19 protein-coding genes are annotated in these 18,092 nt (G+C 73.0%); 8 read left to right on the top strand and 11 right to left on the bottom strand.

Annotated elements, in window-relative coordinates:
- Window positions 1–112: 112 nt before the first annotated feature.
- Complete coding sequence (locus ACGFWJ_RS03895) at window positions 113–1,441, top strand: glycosyltransferase (protein ID WP_392944888.1); 1,329 nt, start codon at window positions 113–115, stop codon at window positions 1,439–1,441.
- Window positions 1,442–1,492: 51 nt separating this feature from the next.
- On the opposite strand, the gene ACGFWJ_RS03900 is transcribed toward ACGFWJ_RS03895, so the two are convergent.
- Window positions 1,493–3,448, bottom strand: coding sequence for an APC family permease (locus ACGFWJ_RS03900; RefSeq protein ID WP_387636836.1), 1,956 nt, complete (start codon window positions 3,446–3,448; stop codon window positions 1,493–1,495).
- A 230-nt stretch (window positions 3,449–3,678) separates the two neighbouring features.
- Entirely contained in the window at window positions 3,679–4,239 is a 561-nt protein-coding gene (locus tag ACGFWJ_RS03905) for a DUF421 domain-containing protein (RefSeq protein WP_392944890.1), read from the bottom strand.
- Window positions 4,240–4,447: 208 nt separating this feature from the next.
- Here ACGFWJ_RS03905 and ACGFWJ_RS03910 point away from each other — a divergent pair, with 208 nt between their 5' ends.
- Window positions 4,448–5,233 (top strand): VOC family protein, encoded by a 786-nt coding sequence (locus ACGFWJ_RS03910; RefSeq protein WP_392944892.1) that lies wholly within the window; start codon window positions 4,448–4,450, stop codon window positions 5,231–5,233.
- Between the two features lie 57 nt (window positions 5,234–5,290).
- On the opposite strand, the gene ACGFWJ_RS03915 is transcribed toward ACGFWJ_RS03910, so the two are convergent.
- On the bottom strand, window positions 5,291–6,193 hold the full coding sequence (locus ACGFWJ_RS03915) for a M56 family metallopeptidase (protein ID WP_387635347.1): 903 nt from the start codon (window positions 6,191–6,193) through the stop codon (window positions 5,291–5,293).
- Window positions 6,190–6,585, bottom strand: coding sequence for a BlaI/MecI/CopY family transcriptional regulator (locus tag ACGFWJ_RS03920; protein ID WP_392944895.1), 396 nt, complete (start codon window positions 6,583–6,585; stop codon window positions 6,190–6,192). The genes ACGFWJ_RS03915 and ACGFWJ_RS03920 overlap by 4 nt, the downstream gene beginning before the upstream one ends.
- A gap of 136 nt (window positions 6,586–6,721) precedes the next feature.
- Between ACGFWJ_RS03920 and ACGFWJ_RS03925 the strand changes: the two genes are divergently transcribed.
- Window positions 6,722–7,747 (top strand): NlpC/P60 family protein, encoded by a 1,026-nt coding sequence (locus tag ACGFWJ_RS03925; RefSeq protein WP_392944897.1) that lies wholly within the window; start codon window positions 6,722–6,724, stop codon window positions 7,745–7,747.
- Between the two features lie 20 nt (window positions 7,748–7,767).
- Here the strand turns inward: ACGFWJ_RS03925 and ACGFWJ_RS03930 are convergent, their stop codons facing one another.
- Complete coding sequence (locus ACGFWJ_RS03930) at window positions 7,768–9,045, bottom strand: MFS transporter (protein WP_392944899.1); 1,278 nt, start codon at window positions 9,043–9,045, stop codon at window positions 7,768–7,770.
- A gap of 123 nt (window positions 9,046–9,168) precedes the next feature.
- On the opposite strand from ACGFWJ_RS03930, the gene ACGFWJ_RS03935 reads away from it, so the two are divergent.
- Window positions 9,169–10,281: a hypothetical protein gene (locus ACGFWJ_RS03935; protein WP_392944901.1), complete on the top strand. Its 1,113-nt coding sequence runs from the start codon at window positions 9,169–9,171 to the stop codon at window positions 10,279–10,281.
- A 9-nt stretch (window positions 10,282–10,290) separates the two neighbouring features.
- Entirely contained in the window at window positions 10,291–10,458 is a 168-nt protein-coding gene (locus ACGFWJ_RS03940) for a hypothetical protein (RefSeq protein WP_392944903.1), read from the top strand.
- On the opposite strand, the gene ACGFWJ_RS03945 is transcribed toward ACGFWJ_RS03940, so the two are convergent.
- Entirely contained in the window at window positions 10,453–11,196 is a 744-nt protein-coding gene (locus tag ACGFWJ_RS03945; RefSeq protein WP_387859381.1) for a dienelactone hydrolase family protein, read from the bottom strand. The two genes, ACGFWJ_RS03940 and ACGFWJ_RS03945, sit on opposite strands and share 6 nt — an antisense overlap.
- 75 nt (window positions 11,197–11,271) lie before the next feature.
- Here ACGFWJ_RS03945 and ACGFWJ_RS03950 point away from each other — a divergent pair, with 75 nt between their 5' ends.
- Window positions 11,272–11,766 (top strand): GNAT family N-acetyltransferase, encoded by a 495-nt coding sequence (locus ACGFWJ_RS03950; RefSeq protein WP_392944905.1) that lies wholly within the window; start codon window positions 11,272–11,274, stop codon window positions 11,764–11,766.
- 532 nt (window positions 11,767–12,298) lie between these two features.
- The gene (locus ACGFWJ_RS03955; RefSeq protein ID WP_392944907.1) at window positions 12,299–13,516 is read left to right on the top strand and encodes an aminotransferase class V-fold PLP-dependent enzyme; all 1,218 of its coding nucleotides are present in this window, start codon (window positions 12,299–12,301) and stop codon (window positions 13,514–13,516) included.
- 49 nt (window positions 13,517–13,565) lie between these two features.
- Here ACGFWJ_RS03955 and ACGFWJ_RS03960 read toward each other — a convergent pair whose 3' ends face one another.
- Window positions 13,566–13,973 carry a DUF3224 domain-containing protein gene (locus ACGFWJ_RS03960; RefSeq protein ID WP_392944909.1) on the bottom strand — a complete coding sequence of 136 codons (408 nt, stop codon included), beginning with the start codon at window positions 13,971–13,973 and terminating at the stop codon, window positions 13,566–13,568.
- Between the two features lie 10 nt (window positions 13,974–13,983).
- A complete protein-coding gene (gene lepB, locus ACGFWJ_RS03965; protein WP_392944911.1) occupies window positions 13,984–14,682 on the bottom strand; it encodes a signal peptidase I in 699 nt (232 codons plus the stop codon).
- 162 nt (window positions 14,683–14,844) lie between these two features.
- On the opposite strand from lepB, the gene ACGFWJ_RS03970 reads away from it, so the two are divergent.
- Window positions 14,845–15,519: a hypothetical protein gene (locus ACGFWJ_RS03970; RefSeq protein ID WP_392944913.1), complete on the top strand. Its 675-nt coding sequence runs from the start codon at window positions 14,845–14,847 to the stop codon at window positions 15,517–15,519.
- A gap of 31 nt (window positions 15,520–15,550) precedes the next feature.
- Here the strand turns inward: ACGFWJ_RS03970 and cutA are convergent, their stop codons facing one another.
- From cutA to ACGFWJ_RS03985, 3 genes are all read right to left on the bottom strand, one after another.
- On the bottom strand, window positions 15,551–15,880 hold the full coding sequence (gene cutA / locus ACGFWJ_RS03975; RefSeq protein WP_392944915.1) for a divalent-cation tolerance protein CutA: 330 nt from the start codon (window positions 15,878–15,880) through the stop codon (window positions 15,551–15,553).
- A gap of 254 nt (window positions 15,881–16,134) precedes the next feature.
- On the bottom strand, window positions 16,135–16,989 hold the full coding sequence (locus ACGFWJ_RS03980) for a carbohydrate-binding protein (protein WP_392944917.1): 855 nt from the start codon (window positions 16,987–16,989) through the stop codon (window positions 16,135–16,137).
- A gap of 211 nt (window positions 16,990–17,200) precedes the next feature.
- Window positions 17,201–18,070 carry a helix-turn-helix domain-containing protein gene (locus ACGFWJ_RS03985; protein ID WP_392944919.1) on the bottom strand — a complete coding sequence of 290 codons (870 nt, stop codon included), beginning with the start codon at window positions 18,068–18,070 and terminating at the stop codon, window positions 17,201–17,203.
- Window positions 18,071–18,092 lie beyond the last annotated feature (22 nt).

Raw genomic sequence — 18,092 nt, forward strand, 5'->3', positions numbered from 1 at the left:
CCTCCGAGACTGGCTGTCCTTCGCCGCCGGCCTTGCCGTGATCTGCGCCCTCCGGGGGCGTGCTCCGGCCTCGCTTTCCACGTCCACTCCGACTGCCAGGAGCTGAAACCCGATGAGCAGGATCCTCGTCGCCGCCACACCCGTGACCGGACACACCGGCCCGTTGCTGCGGATCGCCGCCCACCTCGTCGACCTCGGTCACGAGGTGGCCTTCCTCGGTGGCGCGCGTTTCGCCGAGCGGGCCGGGGCCGCCGGTGCGGTGTTCCATCCGCTGCCGCCCGAGGCCGACTACGACGAGCGGGACTTCGACGCGAGCTTCCCGGCCCGCCGGTCCGTGCCGCCCGGTCCGGCCCGGGTGGCCTGGGATGTCAGGCATGTCTTCGGCGACCCGCTGCCCGACCAACTCCGTTCTCTGCGGCAGTTGTTGGCGGAATTCCCGGCCAGTGCCGTCATCCATGACAACCTCTTCCTGGGCGGCGTGGCACTGGCCCTCTCCGCACCCGCCGCCGACCGGCCCACCGTCCTGAGCATCGGCGTCTCCCCGCTCGGCGTGCCGAGCAGGGACACCGCCCCGCACCTGCTCGGCCTGTTGCCGCCTGTCGACGAGGAGGAGCGTGCCCGGTACGCCGCGCTGGCGGAGGGTCTGGAGGAGCGCACCCGGCCGGTCCATGAATACCTGTCCGGCGTCTTCGCGGCGGCCGGGGTGCGGCTGCCCGCGGGGCCGAGCGGGCGGGTCCGGACCGAGGCCGCGGACCACTACCTCCAGCTGACCGTTCCCGGTTTCGAGTACCCGCGCAGCGATCTGCCGGCCAATGTCTCCTTCGTCGGCGCCCTTCCGCTGCCGGCCGGCCGCGACCCGTGGCAGCCCGAGTGGTGGTCCGCCCTGTCCTTCGCCCGCGCCGCGGGCCGCCGGATCGTCGTGGTCACCCAGGGCACCCTGGCCAACGTCGACCTCACCGAACTGGCCGCCCCCACCGTGCGGGCCCTCGCCGAACGCCGGGACCTCCTGGTGGTGGCCGCCACCGCGCGTCCGGACGGTGCGCAGGCGCTGCGCGCCGCGATGTCCGATCTGCCGGGGATTCCCGCCAATGCCATCGCCACCGGCTACATCCCCTTCGACGCCCTGCTGCCGTTCGCCGACCTGCTGGTCACCAACGGCGGCTACGGCGGCGTCCAGGCGGCACTCGGGCACGGCGTCCCGCTGGTGGTCGCCGGCGAGACCGAGGACAAGCCGGAGGTCGCGGCCCGCGTCGAATGGAGCGGCACCGGCGTCAACCTGCGCACCGCCCGCCCGAGCGCCGAGCAGCTGAGCGCCGCCGTGGACAAGGTGCTGGACGACCCGGCCTTCCGCGAGCGGGCGCACGCCCTGCGCTCCGAACTGGCCCAGTACGACGCGCTGTCGCTGATCGCCGACCTGGCGACCGGGCCCGGCGGGGCCTGATCCCCGCGCGCGAGTCGAGCCCCCGGCGGTACGGGGGCTCCTCCGCGTGTACTACCGCCCCTCGCCCCGGCGCACCGCGCCCGGTGCGCTGACGGCCGGGCGGTCGCCGCGCCGGTTCGCCGAGGTCAGCTGCCACGGCACCGATATGACCATCACGCCGGGCGTGAACAGCAGGCGGCTCTTCAGCCACAGCGCGGACTGGTTGTGCAGCAGGTTCTCCCACCACCGGCCCACCACGTACTCGGGGATGAACACGGCCACCGCGTCCCCCGGCCACGCCTCCTTGAGCTCCCGCACGTGCGTGACCACCGGTTTGGTGATCTCGCGGAACGGCGACTCCAGGACCCGCAGCGGAACGTCCAGACCACTCGCGTCCCACTGCGCCCGCAGCTCACCCGTCGCCTCGGGTTCGACGTCCACCGTGACCGCCTCGACGGTGTCCGGCCGGAACGCCTCCGCGTAGCCCAGGGCCCGCAGCGTCGGCTTGTGGAGCTTGGAGACCAGCACCACGGCGTGCACCTGCCGGGGGCGGGAGCTCTCCGCGGCGACGTCCTCGACGGCGAGTTCCGCCGCGACGTGGTCGTAGTGCCGGCGGATGCCCCGCATGGTGAGCCACAGCAGCAGTGCGGCGACCACGGCCAGCCACGCGCCCTGGGTGAACTTGGTGATCAGGACGATGACCAGCACCAGCGCGGTGGTGACGGCGCCCAGCCCGTTGATCAGCCGGGAGCGCTGCGCGGCGGCCCGGACCGCCGGGTCGCGTTCCTCGGCCAGCGCCCGGTTCCAGTGCCGGACCATGCCGATCTGGGAGAGCGTGAAGGAGGTGAACACGCCGAGGATGTACAGGTGGATCAGGCTGGTGACGTCCGCCTTGTAGAACCAGAGCAGCCCGCCGGCCACCACCGCGAGCGCGATGATGCCGTTGGAGAAGGCCAGCCGGTCGCCGCGGGTGTGCATCTGCCGGGGCAGGTAGCGGTGCTGGGCGAGGATCGAGGCGAGCAGCGGGAACCCGTTGAACGCGGTGTTCGCGGCCAGGATCAGCACCAGTGCCGTCACTGCCTGGATGAAGTAGAACAGCAGCGTGTCGGAGCCGCCGAAGACGGTCGCGGCGAGCTGGGCGATCACGGTCTGCTGGGTGTACGTGTGGCAGTCCCCGGCGAGGCCGGTCAGCTGGCAGGCGTCCTCGACGTAGTGGACGTGCGAGGTGAGGGCGAGCAGCGTGACGCCGGCGAACATCACCACCGCGACGATGCCCATCACGGCCATGGTGGCGGCGGCGTTGCGGGACTTGGGGGCGCGGAACGCGGGCACGCCGTTGGAGATCGCCTCGACGCCGGTGAGCGCGGTGCAGCCGGAGGCGAAGGCGCGCAGGCCGAGCATCAGCAGGCCGAGCCCTTGCAGGGTGTCCTTGCCGTCCACGGCGGTGACGCCGAGGGCCGCGGTGGGGGCCTGCGGGCTGTCGCCGAAGGCGAGCCGGATCAGGCCGGTGACGACCATCAGCAGGATGCCGCCGATGAACAGGTAGGTGGGGGCGGCGAACGCCCGGCCGGATTCGCGGACGCCGCGCAGGTTCATCGCGGTCAGCAGTGCCACGAAGCCGACGGCCAGCGCCACCCGGTGGTCGGCGAGCGAGCCGAACGCGGAGATGATGTTGTCGACGCCGGACGCCACCGAGACGGCGACCGTCATCACGTAGTCGACCAGCAGTGAAGCGGCCACCACCAGACCGGAGTTGGCGCCGAGGTTGCGGGAGACCACCTCGTACGAGCCGCCGCCGCTCGGGTAGGCGTGCACCACCTGCCGGTAGGACATCACCACCACGGCCATCAGTCCGACCACGCCGGCGGCGACCCACGGGGTGAGGTAGAGGAAGGCGGTGCCGCCGACGGTGAGGACGAGCAGGATCTCGCCGGTCGCGTAGGCGACCGAGGAGAGCGGGTCGGACGCGAAGATCGGCAGCGCGAGCCGCTTGGGGAGCAGCGTCTCGCCGAGCTCCTCGCTGCGCATGGCCCGGCCGATCACAAGGCGCTTGAGCGCCTGGGGGAGGTTGAACACAGCACGGGAGCGTATGCGCCCCTGCCGTTAAGACAAGCAGTCTGTCCGATGACTGGATTTCCCACATTTCCGCAGGCCAGGGGCCATGCAGATGATCGAATCGAAGGCATTTCGGCCGTAAAGGCTGCCGTTAAGGATTCGTCAATGTCTCGCCGGTACCGCCGCAAACCGGGACAAACCACTCACCGCGCGGCCGGCAACCGGGACTCGATGGCGGCCAGCGCAGCCCTGATCGCCGCCACGTCGTTCTTGTCGGCGACCTGGTCGCCGTCCTTCAGCTTCACCAGCAGGGTGCCGCCCGGCTCCAGCACGATCAGCGAGGTCTCCTCCACCCCGTCGCCGCCCTGGTGCCGGATCGCCACGTCCAGATCGGGCACCCGGATGCCCTCCCGGGTGATCGCCCGCAGGTCGTACCCGCCGTCCTGGCCCAGCACCGTCGGCGTCCCGTCCAGCAGCCGGTTGAACCAGTCCCAGCGGGCCGCCTGCTTTACCAGCACCCAGTCCGTGACCAGCAGCACCAGCGCCCCGTACAGGCCGCCGATCAGCGAGTTGTCGTTCCCGATCACCGCGTTCTGCACCACGTTCGACAGCAGCAGCATGACCACCAGGTCGAAGGTGTTCAGCTGGGCGAGCCCGCGCTTGCCGACCACCCGCAGCAGCGCGAGCAGCGCCAGGTACACCAGCACGGTGCGCAGCGTCTTCTCGCCGTACGAGATCCCCGCCTGGAACATGTCGTGCCACATGCCCGCCACGGTAGGCACCGGCGCGATCCACCGGTCCGGCCCCCACGCCCGGCACTCCCCCGGACGGCCCATCCCCGGCACGGCCCCGCCGCCGCACCCGCCCGCCGCACCCGCCCGGCGGGCACGCCCTCCGGTGGCGGATCGCGGGCCGCGCGGCGAGGGTGACTTGCGGGGGAGCACCGGAACGCCTCACCGGAAAGAGCGAGAGATGCCCGAAGTCACCGAACCGTACAAGACCGGCACCCCGTGCTGGGTCGATCTGATGGCGAAGGACCAGCAGGCGGCGCTGGACTTCTACCGCGACCTGTTCGGCTGGCAGGGCAAGCCCGGCCCGGCCGAGTTCGGCGGGTACGCGGTCTGCGAGCTGGACGGCAGGGCCGTCGCCGGGATCGGCCCGGCGATGGCGCCCGAGGGCCAGCCGGAGCCGCCCACCGTGTGGACCGGCTACCTGGCCACCAACGACGCGCAGGCCACCCAGGACGCGATCGTCCGGGCCGGCGGCACGCTGCTGGCCCCGGTGATGGACGTCGGCAAGCTCGGCCGGATGCTGATCGCCCAGGACCCGCAGGGCGCGGTGTTCGGCGTGTGGCAGGCCCTCGAGTTCGCCGGCGCCAAGGTGGTCAACGAGGCCGGCGCGGTGGTCTGGAACGAGCTGCACACCAGCGACATCCCGGCGGCCACCGCCTTCTACGGCGAGGCGTTCGGCATCGAGATCAAGCCGATGGAAGGCGCGAAGGACTACTGGGCGCTGGAGGTCGGCGGCCGCGCGGTCGGCGGTGCCACGCTGCTCAAGAACGACCCGCCCGGCACTCCGGCGCACTGGCTGACGTACTTCGCGGTGGACGACGTCGACTCCACCGTGGACGCGCTGGTCAAGCGCAAGGGCACCGTGCTGGTCCCGCCGTTCGACATGATGGCCGGCCGGATGGCGGTGGTCGCCGACCCGCAGGGCGCGCCGTTCGCGATGATCAAGCCGAAGCCGATGCAGTCCTGACGCGCTCACCGGAAGCCGCCCGTCCCGGTCCGTCCGGGGCGGGCGGCTTCCCCGCGTTCAGGGCAGCACCGGGCCGCAGGTGAACAGCAGCGGCAGCACGGGCGCGGCAGCCGTGGTGAGCGCGGCGGCGGCGCGCAGCGCGGGGTGCGGGGCGGTGGCGGGGGCGAGCAGGCGGCGGACCCGGAGCAGCGCGGCGGGGCCGCCGGCGGCGAACGCGGCCTGCGGGACCTGGCCGCCGGCCACCCGGTACATGGCGGCGGCGAGTACGGCGCGCGGGTGGCGGCGCACGGCCCGGTCGTCGGCGGCCATCTCCAGCAGCAGCGGGGTCTCCCGGGCGGCGAGGCGGGCCAGCGGGAGGAACGGGAACGCGGCGGCGAGGGCGTCCGCGGCGGTGCGGGCCAGGTGGTGGCGGCCGGTGACGTGGGCGCGCTCGTGGGCGAGGACGGCGGCGAGTTGAGCGTCCGTCAGGACGTCGAGGGCGCCGCGGGTGAGCACGATCCGGGAGCGACGGCCGGGCAGGCAGTACGCGGCGGGGATGTGGTGGTCGAGGACGTGCGCGCCGAGCCGCGGGTCGCGGGCGGCGACCAGGTCGAGCACCGTGCGGTGGCGGCGCCGGTGCCGGGCGGCGCGGGCCAGCACGGCGGCGAACCGGCCGAGCGGCCACAGCGCGGCCGCGGCGGGCAGCAGCAGCCGCCAGCCGCTGTCGAGCGTCGGCCCCGCGGGGTGGTCGACGCCGCACAGGTGCATCAGGCCGACCAGCCCGAGGTGCAGGTGGCCGCCCGGGACGGCCACGTGGTGGACGGCCAGCACCAGCGCGGTGAGGAAGGACAGCGCCAGCCCCTGCCAGAGCGCGACGGCCAGCCGGGGCGCGCGGTGCGTCCAGCGTGCCCTGGCCAGTGGCAGCGGGGCGAGCACGCCGACCAGCAGCGCGTACCCGAACAGCGCGAACGCGGCGGTCACCGGCCGCTCCCGGGTGCGCCGTTGGCGCCCGGCTGGTCGCGGTCGACGGAGTCGATGGCGGCGCGCAGCGCGTCGAGTTCGGCCGGGGTGAGCTGTTCGACCAGGTGGGCGAGGGCACCGGTCGGGTTGGGGCTCTCGCCGAGGACGTCGCGCATCAGGGCGGCGCTGTACGCCTCACGGGTGCAGGTGGGCCGGTAGTTCCAGGCCCGGCCGGACTTCTCGCGGCGCAGCATGCCCTTGCGGTACAGGATGTCGGCGACCGTCATCACGGTGGTGTACGCGAGCGGCCGGGAGCGGTTGAGGTCGTCGACGATCTCGCGGACGGTGGCGGGGCGGTCCCAGGTCCACAGGCGGTCCATGATCTCCGCCTCCAGGTCGCCGAGTCTGCGCACTGCCGTTCCGTCCTTTTTCGGGTCACCGGGTGGTCCGGCTCATCGTAGTGGGCGCGGGGTGGCTTGCCGCTCGTTCTACTGAACTACTAAGTTGTCTCGTAGTTCAGCCCCCGGAGTTCTGAGGAGAGATGCAGCGATGGGAACGCACCGCCGCCCCCGGCCCGCCGGACGCACCAGGACGGCCGTCCTCGGCGCGGCGGCCGGCGCCGCCGTCCTGCTGCCCACCACCACGGCCTGGGCCGAACCCGGCACCGGCAACACCGACCAGGTCAAGGCGAAGGTCGACGCCCTGTACGAGGACGCCGAGGCGGCCACCGAGCAGTACAACAAGGTGGACGAGCGGGCCAAGCAACTCCAGGACCAGGCCGGGAAGTTGCAGGACCGGCTGGCCGAACAGCAGGAGAAGATCCTGAAATTCCAGGAAACCCTCGGCGCGTTGGCCGCCGACCAGTACCGCGGCGGCGGCATCGACCCGAGCATGCAGCTGATGCTCAGCTCCTCCCCCGACGAGTACCTGAGCCGGGCCGGACTCCAGGACATGGCCGGCGAACAGCAGGCCGACGCGCTGCGCAGCGCGCTGCGGCTCCAGCAGTCGATCAACCAGGACCGGGCCGAAACCGCCGACAAGCTGGCCGAGTTGGAGCAGGCCCGCAGCGCCATGGCGGCGAAGAAGACCGAGGTGCAGAAGAACCTGGCCGAGGCGAGCCGCGTCCTGGCCGGCCTCAAGGCCGCCGACCGGGCCCGCGTCCTCGGCGACAACAACCAGGCGGCGTCCCGCAGTTCGGCCCGCGGCCAGACCTACACCGGCCCCGCCACCGGCCAGGTCAAGGCGATCCTGGACTTCGCCTACGCCCAGATCGGCAAGCCCTACGGCTGGGGCGCCACCGGCCCCAACTCCTTCGACTGCTCGGGCCTCACCCAGGCCGCCTTCCGGGCCGGCGGCGTCGGCCTCCCCCGCGTCTCGCAGGACCAGTGGAACGCGGGCAAGCGCATCGCGAAGGCCGACATCCAGCCCGGCGACCTGCTCTTCTACTACAACGACCTGCACCACGTCGGCATCTACATCGGCAACGGCAAGCTCCTGCACGCCCCGCGCACCGGCAAGAACATCGAGATCGTCGACATGGACGTGATGCCGTACATGGGCGCCGTCCGCCCCTGACCGGGCCCGAGTGCGCGAGGTCAGCTGTTGAGTTCCCGGGACTGTCCGGCCCACCGGACCACGAACGGCATGGCCAGGCCGGCTGCGACGAAGACGCCGCCCATGACCAGCCAGCCGGGGGCGCCCCAGCTCAGGCAGAGCAGGCCGAGCAGACCGGGGGCGACGGTGTAGCAGAGACCCATGCCGATGCCGAACACGCCGGAGTACTGTCCCTGCGCGTGTGCGGGGGCCAGCCGGAACCGCAGCTCCATCGACCCGGCCGCGTGCCACAGCGAACCCACGGTATGGACGGCGACGCCGGCCGTCATGATCGCCGCGGCGGCCCAGCCGGGCAGGCCCGGGGCCATCGCGATGACCGCCATGCCGACCAGGAACGCCAGCCCGGCGCGCCGGGTGGCCCGGCCGGCGACCTGGCCGCCCTTGATCCCGCGGCTGGTGCGGATCTGCAGGAGGACCACCATCACGGTGTTGACGGCGAGCGCGACGCCGGTGAACCAGCGCGGTGCGTGGGTGTGCAGGACCACCCACAGCGGCAGCGCGTAGGTCACCACCTCGCCCTGGATCCACAGGATGCCGTCCAGCACGACGAACGCCATGTACGGCCTGTCCTTCAGCGCGAGCCACCGGTCCGACCCGGTCGAGGCCGGCAGCGGCTCCAGCCTGGGCAGCCGGAGCACGACGGCCGCGCAGCCGACGAAGGTCAGGGCGTTGGCGAGGATGAGCGCCCCGTAGGCGGAGCCGGAGTCGAGCTGGATCACCGCACCGGCGGCCAGCGCGCCGAAGGTGCTGGCCAGGAAGGCGACCGAGCGCAGGTAGGAACGGAACTTCGGCACCTCGTCACCGCCGAACCGGCGGATCATCGGGCCGCGCGCCGCACCCCCCGAGGCGCCGGCCAGGTCGGTCACCGCCACCGCCACCATGAACGCCACGAACGAGTGGGCGAACAGCAGCGACACCATGGCCACGGCCTGGATCAGCAGGGTGACCAGGAAGACGCCGTGCGGGCCGCGCCGGTCTGCGAGGTGCCCGACGGGCGGGCCGGCGAGCAGGCCGACCACGCCGGCGACCCCGAGGCCGAGGCCGACCTGACCGATCGGGAGGCCGATCACCCGCAGCGCGTACAGCGGCGCTGTGGCCAGGAAGGCCGCGGTGCCGAGCTGGTTGATGAAGCCCCCGAGTGCCAGTCTGCGCTGGGGACCGGACTCGAGGAGTAACCCTCGTCGCACCAGCCAGGGCCGACGGTCGGGGGTGGTTTCCTCCCGAAGGTCGTCGGGGGACAGCGTGCCGGTCTGACTCACGTGGTACTCCTGGGCGTTGATCACGGCTGGGCGGGGACGGACGGCGCGGCGGAGCGCCTGGGGAAACTACAGCCGGACCGAAATCGGGTCGAGCCCGGACCTGCGCGCTGGCAGGATGCCGGGGTGGACGAGATCATCCGCGCCGCGGGCGCGCTGCTGGGCCAGCCCCTCCGGGACCCTGTCGATCTCGGCGGCAGCTCGCGGAGTACCGTACTGCGCTGCCGGACGGCCACCGGCGGCAGCGTGATCGTCAAGGCGTTCGCCGACGGGCCCGAGGCACGGCGCGCCTACACCGGCGAGACGGCCGGGCTCTCACTCGGCCTGGCCGGACCGGAGTTGCTCGCCGCGGACGTCGAGCGGCGGCTGCTGGTGATGGCGGACCTCGGGGACGCGCCCACCCTGGCGGACCTGTTGCTGGCCACCGATCCGAAGGCCGCCGAGCGCGGCCTGCTGGAGTGGGCACGCGGACTGGGCCGGCTCGCGGCCTCTTCGCTGCCGCGGCGCGCCGAGTTCGCGGCTCTCTGGCAGCAGCACACCCAGGGCCTGCCGAGCTGGGAGGACGAGCCGTGGCAGCTGCAGAACGCCGACGCCTTCCTCGACCTGCTCACCGAGTGCGGCCTGACCGCCCCGCCCGGGCTCGCCGAGGAGCTCACCGCGATCGGCACCGCCGGCGGCGAGCGGTACCCCGGCTTCACCCCCGGGGACACCTGCCCCGACAACAACCTGATCACCGCGGAAGGCCTGCGGCTGATCGACTTCGAGGCGGCCGGCTACCAGTCGGTCTTCCTGACCGCCGCCTACTGCCGGATGCCGTTCTCCAGCTGCTGGTGCGTCCACCGGCTGCCGGCCGACCTGGCCCCGCGGATCGAGGAGGCCTACCGGTCCGAGGTGGTGACGCAGTATCCGGAACTGGCCGAGGAGACGCACTGGCAGGCCGGGATGGCACAGGCGGTGGTGGTCTGGACGGTCGACACGACGGTGCACCTGCTGCGCCGCTCGCTGCCCGAGGACGGGTGGACGCACCGCACCCGGCGGCCGGTGCCCACCCGCCGCCAGGTGCTGCGGCACCGCTGGACGAGCGCGCTCGAACTGCCGGGATATCCGGCCTTCACCGCCACCATGCGGCTGTTGCTCTCCGAGATCGCCGCCGGGTGGGACGTGCCCGAGCTGCCCGGCTACCCGGCGTTCCGGGACCGCTCGGAGCCTGCCCTCCCCCCGCACGGCCCGGCGCAGTAGAAAGGAAGCATGGGAAGACAGTTGGGCTTGGTGCTCTACGTGCTGGCGATGGTCGGCCTGATCGTCGGGGTGGACTTCGCGTTCTTCCGGGACCACTTCTGGCCCCGGCTGCTGGTGAACGTCGGCATCGTGCTGGTGTTCCTCGCGTGCTACCTGCGCTTCCTCAAACACTCATGAGCCGGAATCGCCCGACTCCGTGACGGGCAGGCATTCGGCCAGCAGGGCGAGCATGTCGCGCCAGGCGCGGTCGGCCTGACGGGGGTGGTGGCCGACGCCGGGCAGCACGACGGCGTTGACGGTGGGGTGGTGGAAGGCGTGCTGGGCGCCGCCGTAGACGGTCAGACGCCAGTCGACGCCCGCCTCCTGCATCTCGGCGGTGAAGGCCTCGCGCCGGTCGGCGGACATGATCGGGTCCTCCGATCCGACACCCGCCCAGACCGGGCAGGGGATGTTCGCGGACTCGCCGGGGCGGCCGGTGGTGACGGCGTTGAGCGTGCCGATGGCGCGCAACGGGGTGCCGGCGCGGCCGAGTTCGAGGGCGATGGCGCCGCCGGTGCCGTAGCCGATGGCGGCGATCCGCTCGGGGTCGGTGCGCGGTTCGGCGAGCAGCACGTCGAGGCCGGCCCGGCCGATCTCCCGCATCCGCTCGGGGTCGGCGAGCAACGGGAGGGCGCGGGCCAGCATCTCCTGCGGGTCGGCGAACCAGCGTCCGCCGTTGATGTCGAACAGCAGTGCCACGTAGCCGAGTTCGGCGAGCGCGTCGGCCAGGCCGCGCTGGAAGTCGCTCAGGCCGGGGCCTTCGGGGCCGATCAGCACCGCGGGCCGGCGGCCGGTGCCGGCGGGCAGCGCGAGGTGGCCGACCATGGTCAGGCCGTCGGCGGGGTAGCGGACTGTGCGAGTGGTGACCGTCGTCATGCGTTCGGACTGTACGGACCGTCGGGCCCGCTCGGTACGGTCTTAGCTGCGGGCAGAGCGGAAGGGGCGAGCGGGATGCGGTTGCGCAATGTCGAGCCGGGGGATGTCGAGGCGTACGTCCGGATGCGGTGCGACCCGGCGATGATGGCCGAGTTGGGCGGGCCGTTGCCGTCCGAGGGCATGGCGGAGAAGGTCCGGCTGGATGTGGAGCGGACGGCGGCGGACGACTGGTGGGTCCGGATGATCGTGCCGGACGGCGCCGGGCCCGAAGTGGTCGCCGGGACGGTGACGCTGTGGCCGCACGAGGAGGACGGCGAACGGATCACCGAGATCGGGTGGATGGTGCTGCCGGAGTTCCAGGGCCGCGGGCTGGCCAAGCGGGCGGTCCGCGAGGTGCTCGAAGCGGCCGGGGCGGACGGGCGTTGGGGCCGGGTGCACGCGTTCCCGGGGGCGACGAACGGCGCGTCGAACGCACTCTGCCGCTCGCTCGGGTTCGAGCTCCTCGGGGATCGCGAGGTGGTGTTCGCCGGGCGGGTGCTGCGGACGAACCACTGGGTGATCGAGCCGTAGCCGACTCGTTGGCGGCCCGGCCGCGGGCGGCTTGGTGGACCGGCCGCGGGCGGCGGCTTGGCGGCCCGGCCGCAGGCGGCTTGGTGGCCCGGCCGCGGGCGGCGGTTTGGTGGCCCGGCCGCGGGTGATGGTTTGGTGGCCCGGCCCCGGCCGCGGGAGACGGGTCGGCCGGGGGCGGGCCGGTCAGTGGGGCCGGGCGGTCAGCGCTCGCGGCGGGTGCGCGGCGGCCGGGGTGTCCGGGCGGGCGGGCGCACGGTGCCGAGCGGGCGGCGCGGGGCGGGGATGGCCGGCGGCTGGGACTTCTGGAACATGCGGGAATCCTCGTTCTCGATCGGCGGCCCACCCGTGGGACGGGGCGGGTCGGGTCCGATCAGCATGCGGCACCCGCTCGGCCGCATCCGGACGGCGCAACGGGAAGCCACCCGAACGGGCCAGAGCAGCCCGCGTGTCGGGCCCGGCGGGCACTGTGTCAGCATCGTGGCGACAGGCCGCTCCCGGGTCAGGACGTCGGCGGCCGGATCGGAGAGGGACTGTGGGAATCGTCGTCGCCCCCAAGCCGCTGCTGCTCCAGGACGGGCGGCCGGCCGCGGCCGGCTGGTCGCTGGATCCGTCGTTGCGGCATCTCAACCATGGTTCGTTCGGGGCGGTTCCGCTGGCCGCGCAGCGCGCGCAGCAGGACCTGCGGGACGAGATGGAGCGCGCCCCGGTGGTGTGGTTCCCGGCGCTCCCCCGGCGGGTCGCCCGGGCGCGTGCCGTGATCGCCGAATTCCTGGGCGCCCCGGCCGAGTTCACCGCCCTGGTGCCGAACGCCAGTGCGGGCGCGAGCGCGGTGTACAACAGCCTGCCGCACCGGCCGGGCGGGGAGGTGCTGGTCACCGACCACGGGTACGGGGCGGTCACCATGGGCGCGGCCCGGCTGGCCCGGCGCTGGGGCGGCTCGGTGCGAACGGTGCACGTGCCGTTGGCGGCGGGTCCGGAGGAGGCCGCGGCGGCGGTGCTGGCGGGGCTCGACGACCGGACGGCGCTGATCGTGCTGGACCAGATCACCTCCGCCACCGCGCGCCGTCTCCCGATCGACCTGATCGGCCCGGCCGCCCGTGAGCGCGGCATCCCGCTGCTGGTGGACGCCGCGCACGTCCCCGGCCTGCTGGAGGATCCGCGGGCGGGCCTGGACTGCGACGCCTGGGTCGGCAACCTGCACAAGTTCGGCTGCGCGCCGCGCGGCACGGCCGCGCTCGTCGCTCGGGGCGAACTCCGGCACGCGCTCTACCCGTTGATCGACTCCTGGGGTGCGGAGGAGCCGTTCCCGGAGCGTTTCGACACCCAGGGCACGGTGGACGCGACGAGCTATCTCGCCGCGCCGACCGCGCTCGACTTCGTTGCGGAGCAGTGGGGTTGGCCGCAAGCTCGCGACTACATGACCGAACTCGCCGACTACGCCCAGCAGTTGATCGGCGATGCGTTCACCGCCGCCACCGGGGAGTCGGCCGCGGCGGAGGTCGGCATGCCGGTCAACGCGCTGCGGCTGGTCAAGCTGCCCGCCGGGATGGGGCGGACCCGGCTGGAGGCGGACGGCCTCCGCGACCGGCTGGCAACGGAGTTCGGGGTCGAGGCGGCGTTCACCAGCTTCGGCGGGACGGGCTACTTCCGGCTCTCCACGCACGTGTACAACACCGCCGCGGACTACGAGTACTTCGCCGAGGAGTGCGTCCCGGTGCTGTGCGCCTGGGCCGCGAAGCACCGCCAGTAGGCCCGACCGGACCCGCGCGGAGTGCGCAGCGCGGGTCCACCGACCGTTGCTAGGCGGGGAGTTCGTAGTCCAGGTGGATCCGGTGGGTGCCGTCCTCGTCGATGACGATGCCGCCGGTGCCGGTGATGCCCGCCAGCCCGGCGGTGCCGCTGCCGGGGACGATCACGAAGTACTCGCCCGCGCGGCCCGCGCCCAGCGTGGTGGCGGAGTGCGCGAAGTTGAACGTCCCTTCGGCGTCGTGCAGTTGGCCCGCGAAGGACTCCATGGCGAGGTACGTCCCGACGCCGGCCGCGTGGTCGAACGCCGAGGTGAACAGCGTGCTGGAGCGGCCCTCGATCTCACCCCGGAACTCCTTGCGCATGGTGGCGACACCGACGCCGACGGCGGTCTTGATGTCGCCCTCCGGGACGGGCGCGGGGGTGAACTCGGGGACGGTGAAGGTTCCTGATGCTCGCATGGGTGCGATGTTAGGACCCGCCACCGACAGTGCCGCTCCCTGCGGTATCCACCGCCCAGGCTGGGTACTCGACGATCTCGGGGCGACGCCGGCGACGGGCCACCACGCCGAGGATCGCGGCCGCCACCAGGACCAGCAGGCCGAGCAGGCCCGCCGCGCCGACGGCCGCCACGGCGCGGACGGTGCCGGGCTGGTCGCGGGATTCGACCGTGGCGAGCGGGACGGGGCCCCACGTCCGGGAGTCGATCGAGTTCGACCGGGCGTCGCCCATCACGAACATCCGGCCGTCGGGGACAGTGGTGTCGAAGCAGCGGTAACCGTTGATGCCCCCGCGGTAACCGTTGACGTCCTCGCCCCGCAGGTACGGCTCGTCGAGCGGTGCGCCGTTCAACTGCACGGGCTGGTCGCCGCATTGGGAGATGTGGTCGCCACCGAGGGCGACCACCCGCTTCGGGACGGCGACGGCCGGCGAACCGGGTTCAATGGCGTAGCGGAGGACCACCACGTCCCCGCGCCTGACCTGCTCGGGCTTGACGGCCGTCACCACCACGACCTGGCCGGGCCGGTAGGTGGGCTTCATCGCCCCTGAGCTGATCACGACCCGCCGGGGCCCGAGGTGGATCCCGTACCCGACCGCGCCGGTCGCCAGCAGCGCGCCCAGGATCCCCAGGATCAGCGCCACCTTGCCGAGCTTGCCCCATCCCCGCATTTACGCACCCGCCGCCGTGCCGAACCTGCCGAACGTGCCGAACGCCCGGGCAGATTCGTCCGGGCGTTCGGGAGTGTAGCGGGCGGGATCAGCCCACTGCGCACCCCGGCAAGTCCGAGGCACCGGCCCGGGAGGCCGAGGGACCTCGGTTAGAGTGCGTCCATGTCACAACGCCACCTGGATCCCGGGCCGTTGACGGAATCTCGTCCTACGCGGACGCCGGTCGCGGCGGCCGACGTCGATCAGGCCGTCCGACTCGCGCTCGCAACCCTGACGGACGCGCTCACCGCGGACTGGCGGACCACAGCCTTCGGGCTGGAGTGGGACTGCTGGGAGACCCTGGAGCACCTGGCGGACGGGCTGTTCGCCTACGCGGCCCAACTCGCGCCCGCCCGGCCCCCGTTGGAGGATTACGTGCCGCTGCGCTGGCAGCGCGACCGTCCGGAAGGACCAGCGAGCGTGATCTTCGTGGACCGCGCCGTCGGCCCCGCGGGCCTGTTGCAGGCGCTGGACGCCGGCGGCGGGCTGCTGGCGGCCATGGTCCGGACAGCGGCTCCGCAGGTCCGCGCGTTCCACTCCTACGGGGTGTCGGACCCGGAGGGTTTCGCGGCGATGGGCGTGGTGGAGACCCTGGTCCACACCCACGACGTGGCCGCCGCCCTCGGCCTGCCCTGGCACCCGCCCGCCGACCTGTGCGACCGCGCACTGGCCCGACTGTTCCCCGAAGCACCCGCCGACACCGACCGGTGGCCCACCCTGCTCTGGTCCACCGGCCGCGCCGACCTGCCCGGGCACGACCGCCGCACCTTCGAGCGCTGGCACAGCGAGCCACTGTGAGGCGGTACCGGCGCGGCGCGGCGCGACCGCTTCAACCGGCCGCGGCAGTCTCCGTGTCCAGCCAGGCCAGGTAGCCGGGCGCCCCGGCCGTGATCGGTACGGCGATCGCCTCCGGGGTGTCGTACGGGTGCAACTCACAGATCCGGTCGATGAGTTGCTGGGCGAGCGGGGCCCTGGTCTTGAGGTCGATGCGCCACTCGGTGGCGTCCTGGAGCTCGCCGTCCCACCAGTACACGGAGCGGATGGCGTGGACCTGGGCGCAGGCGGCGAGGCGTTCGCGGACCAGGGTGGTGGCGAGGGCGCGGGCGGTGTCCTCGTCCTCGTGGGTGGTGGTGACCACCAGGTGCTGGGGCTCGGTCATGGGCCGAGCCTACGGGGGCGGGAGGGAGGCACTGGGTTGCTTCGGGTGGTGGCTTCGGCGGCCGGTGTCTCTGGCCGTGGCGCGCCATGGCGGCTCGGGCACCCCGCGCTCGGGCCGCCATGGCGCTTGACGGTCGACGGCCGCACTCCCGGTTTTCCCCTCCCGGGAGTGCGGGCCGCGCCGCCGCTTCGGTTGGCTGTCAGCCGCCTGGGGCGGCTGTCGCCGCTGACCGCCCCTCGTGGGGGTGGGCGCGGTCAGCGGCGGGTCCAGAGGGCGGGGACGTTCGGGGGCTCCCAGCCGGCGAAGGCGGTGTGCGCCTGGATGCAGACGTACGTGACGCCGTTGTAGGTGACCTGGTCGCCGACCTTGTAGCTGGCGCCGGCCTGCCAGGTGGTGGCCCCGCCCGGGGAGGAACTCGGGCTCGGGCTGGGCGAGTTGCCGGTCGGGCTGCTGCTCGGCCTGGGCGTCCCGTTGACGTTGAGCACGAAGTCGAAGCTGGCCTGGCGCCCGTTGCCGACCTGCTGGACCGTCATCACCAGCGCCGGGTCGAAGATGCTGTCGGTGGCGTTGCGCGGCTCGTTCGGGAAGTACAGCTGCGTGGTGAGGATCGGCTGCCCGGGGGCCTGCACCTTGACGTGGATGTGCCGGGTGCGGCCGGGGTAGAGGCCGGGGACGATCGTGGTCAGCGTGTACGCGCCGTTGGCGTCGCTGAACTGGTGGCCGCGGAAGGTGTACCCGCTGTTGTCGTAGGTGCCGTTGGTGTCGGCCTGCCAGAAGTCCAGCAGCGCGCCGGAGATGGGGGCGCAGTTGCGGCCGAACACGTAGCCACTGACGGTCAGCGGAACCCCGGGGGTGCCGGAGGTGACCAGGTTGGTGCGCAGCGGGGAGCCCGGCTTGAAGTAGGGGCCCTCGATCTGCTCGCCGGTGGGCGCGTCGCCGTCGTGGCAGTTGGGGGTGAGCGGGGCCGTTCCGCCGGCGGCGGCGGTGTCGCGGGCCAGGGCGGTTCCGCCACCGATCAGCACCGGCACGGCGCCCGCGAGGGCAGCCGCCTTGAGCAGGCTCTTGCGACTGATCTGACGGTCGCCAAGGGGGTTGTGGGGGGTGGACATGGCTCTCCGTTCGGCTGCTTCGTCGGACGCCGCCCGCGCGGATCCCCCTGGGAGGGACATGACACCTGGAGAGGTCGGGTGTCCCCGCGCGGCGACACTGTGGGGTGCCACAGACGCTAGGCCCTGCCGGGCGGGCCGTCGATGGACGGGGGCCGCCGGACGTGGTGCATTCCTCAGCCGAGCTTTACCCATCGTTGACGGTGCACGCCGGTCATGCGGACCGCTCCCGGAACTCCCCCGGCGTACGGCCGACTTCACGCCGGAAGAAGCGGCAGAAGTACGCCGGATCGGAGAATCCGGCCGCCATCGCGACCTGACGGACCGTCATGTCCGTCGTGGCGAGCAGCCGTTTGGCCTCCAGGGTCTGCTGCTCGCGGATCAGCCGGGCCGGGGTGCGGCCGGTGGAGTCCTTCACCACCTCGTGCAAGTAACCTGCGGAGACGCCCAGTTCACGGGCCAGCGCGAGCACCGAGCGGTCCGCCCGGTCCGCCTCCGCGATCAGCCGGGCGAACCGGTCCATCAGCGGATGCACCGGCGCCCGCGGCACCAACCCCCCGTCCGCGCCCTCGCGTTGCCGCGCCACCCGCAGTGCCCGCACCAGCAGGACGTGCAGCAGCGCCTGCAGCACCCCCAGTCCACCGTCCAGGCCGGCCCGGTACTCCGCGCTCAACTCGGCCAGCAGCCGGGAGAGTTCGCCGTGCCCCTGGCGGGTGGGCCGGGACGCGGTGGCACCGGCCAGCGACCGCAGCAGGGCCAGGTCCTCCGGGTGCCGGTGCAGGAAGTCCTCGTTGAACAGCAGTACCCAGCCGTCGAGTTGCCGCGCCCGCACCCAGTGGTGCACCTGCCCCGGAAGCACCACGTACAGCACCGGCGGCTCGATCCGGTACTCCGTGAGATCGACGATGTGCGTCCCGCTCCCCTTGGTCACGTAGACCAGTTCGTAGAACGAGTGCCGGTGCGGGAAGTCCGCCTTGGAGAGCGGCCCGATGGAGTCGAAACTACCGGCGGCGAACGGCAGCAACCCGGGATCGGGCACGTCCAGGTCGTGCAGTTCCAGGCCGGCGGGCGGTCGGAGCGTCATCGCGCCAGTGTGCGCGGACTCC

The sequence above is a fragment of the Kitasatospora sp. NPDC048407 genome (genome assembly GCF_043200475.1).
Classification (GTDB): domain Bacteria; phylum Actinomycetota; class Actinomycetes; order Streptomycetales; family Streptomycetaceae; genus Kitasatospora.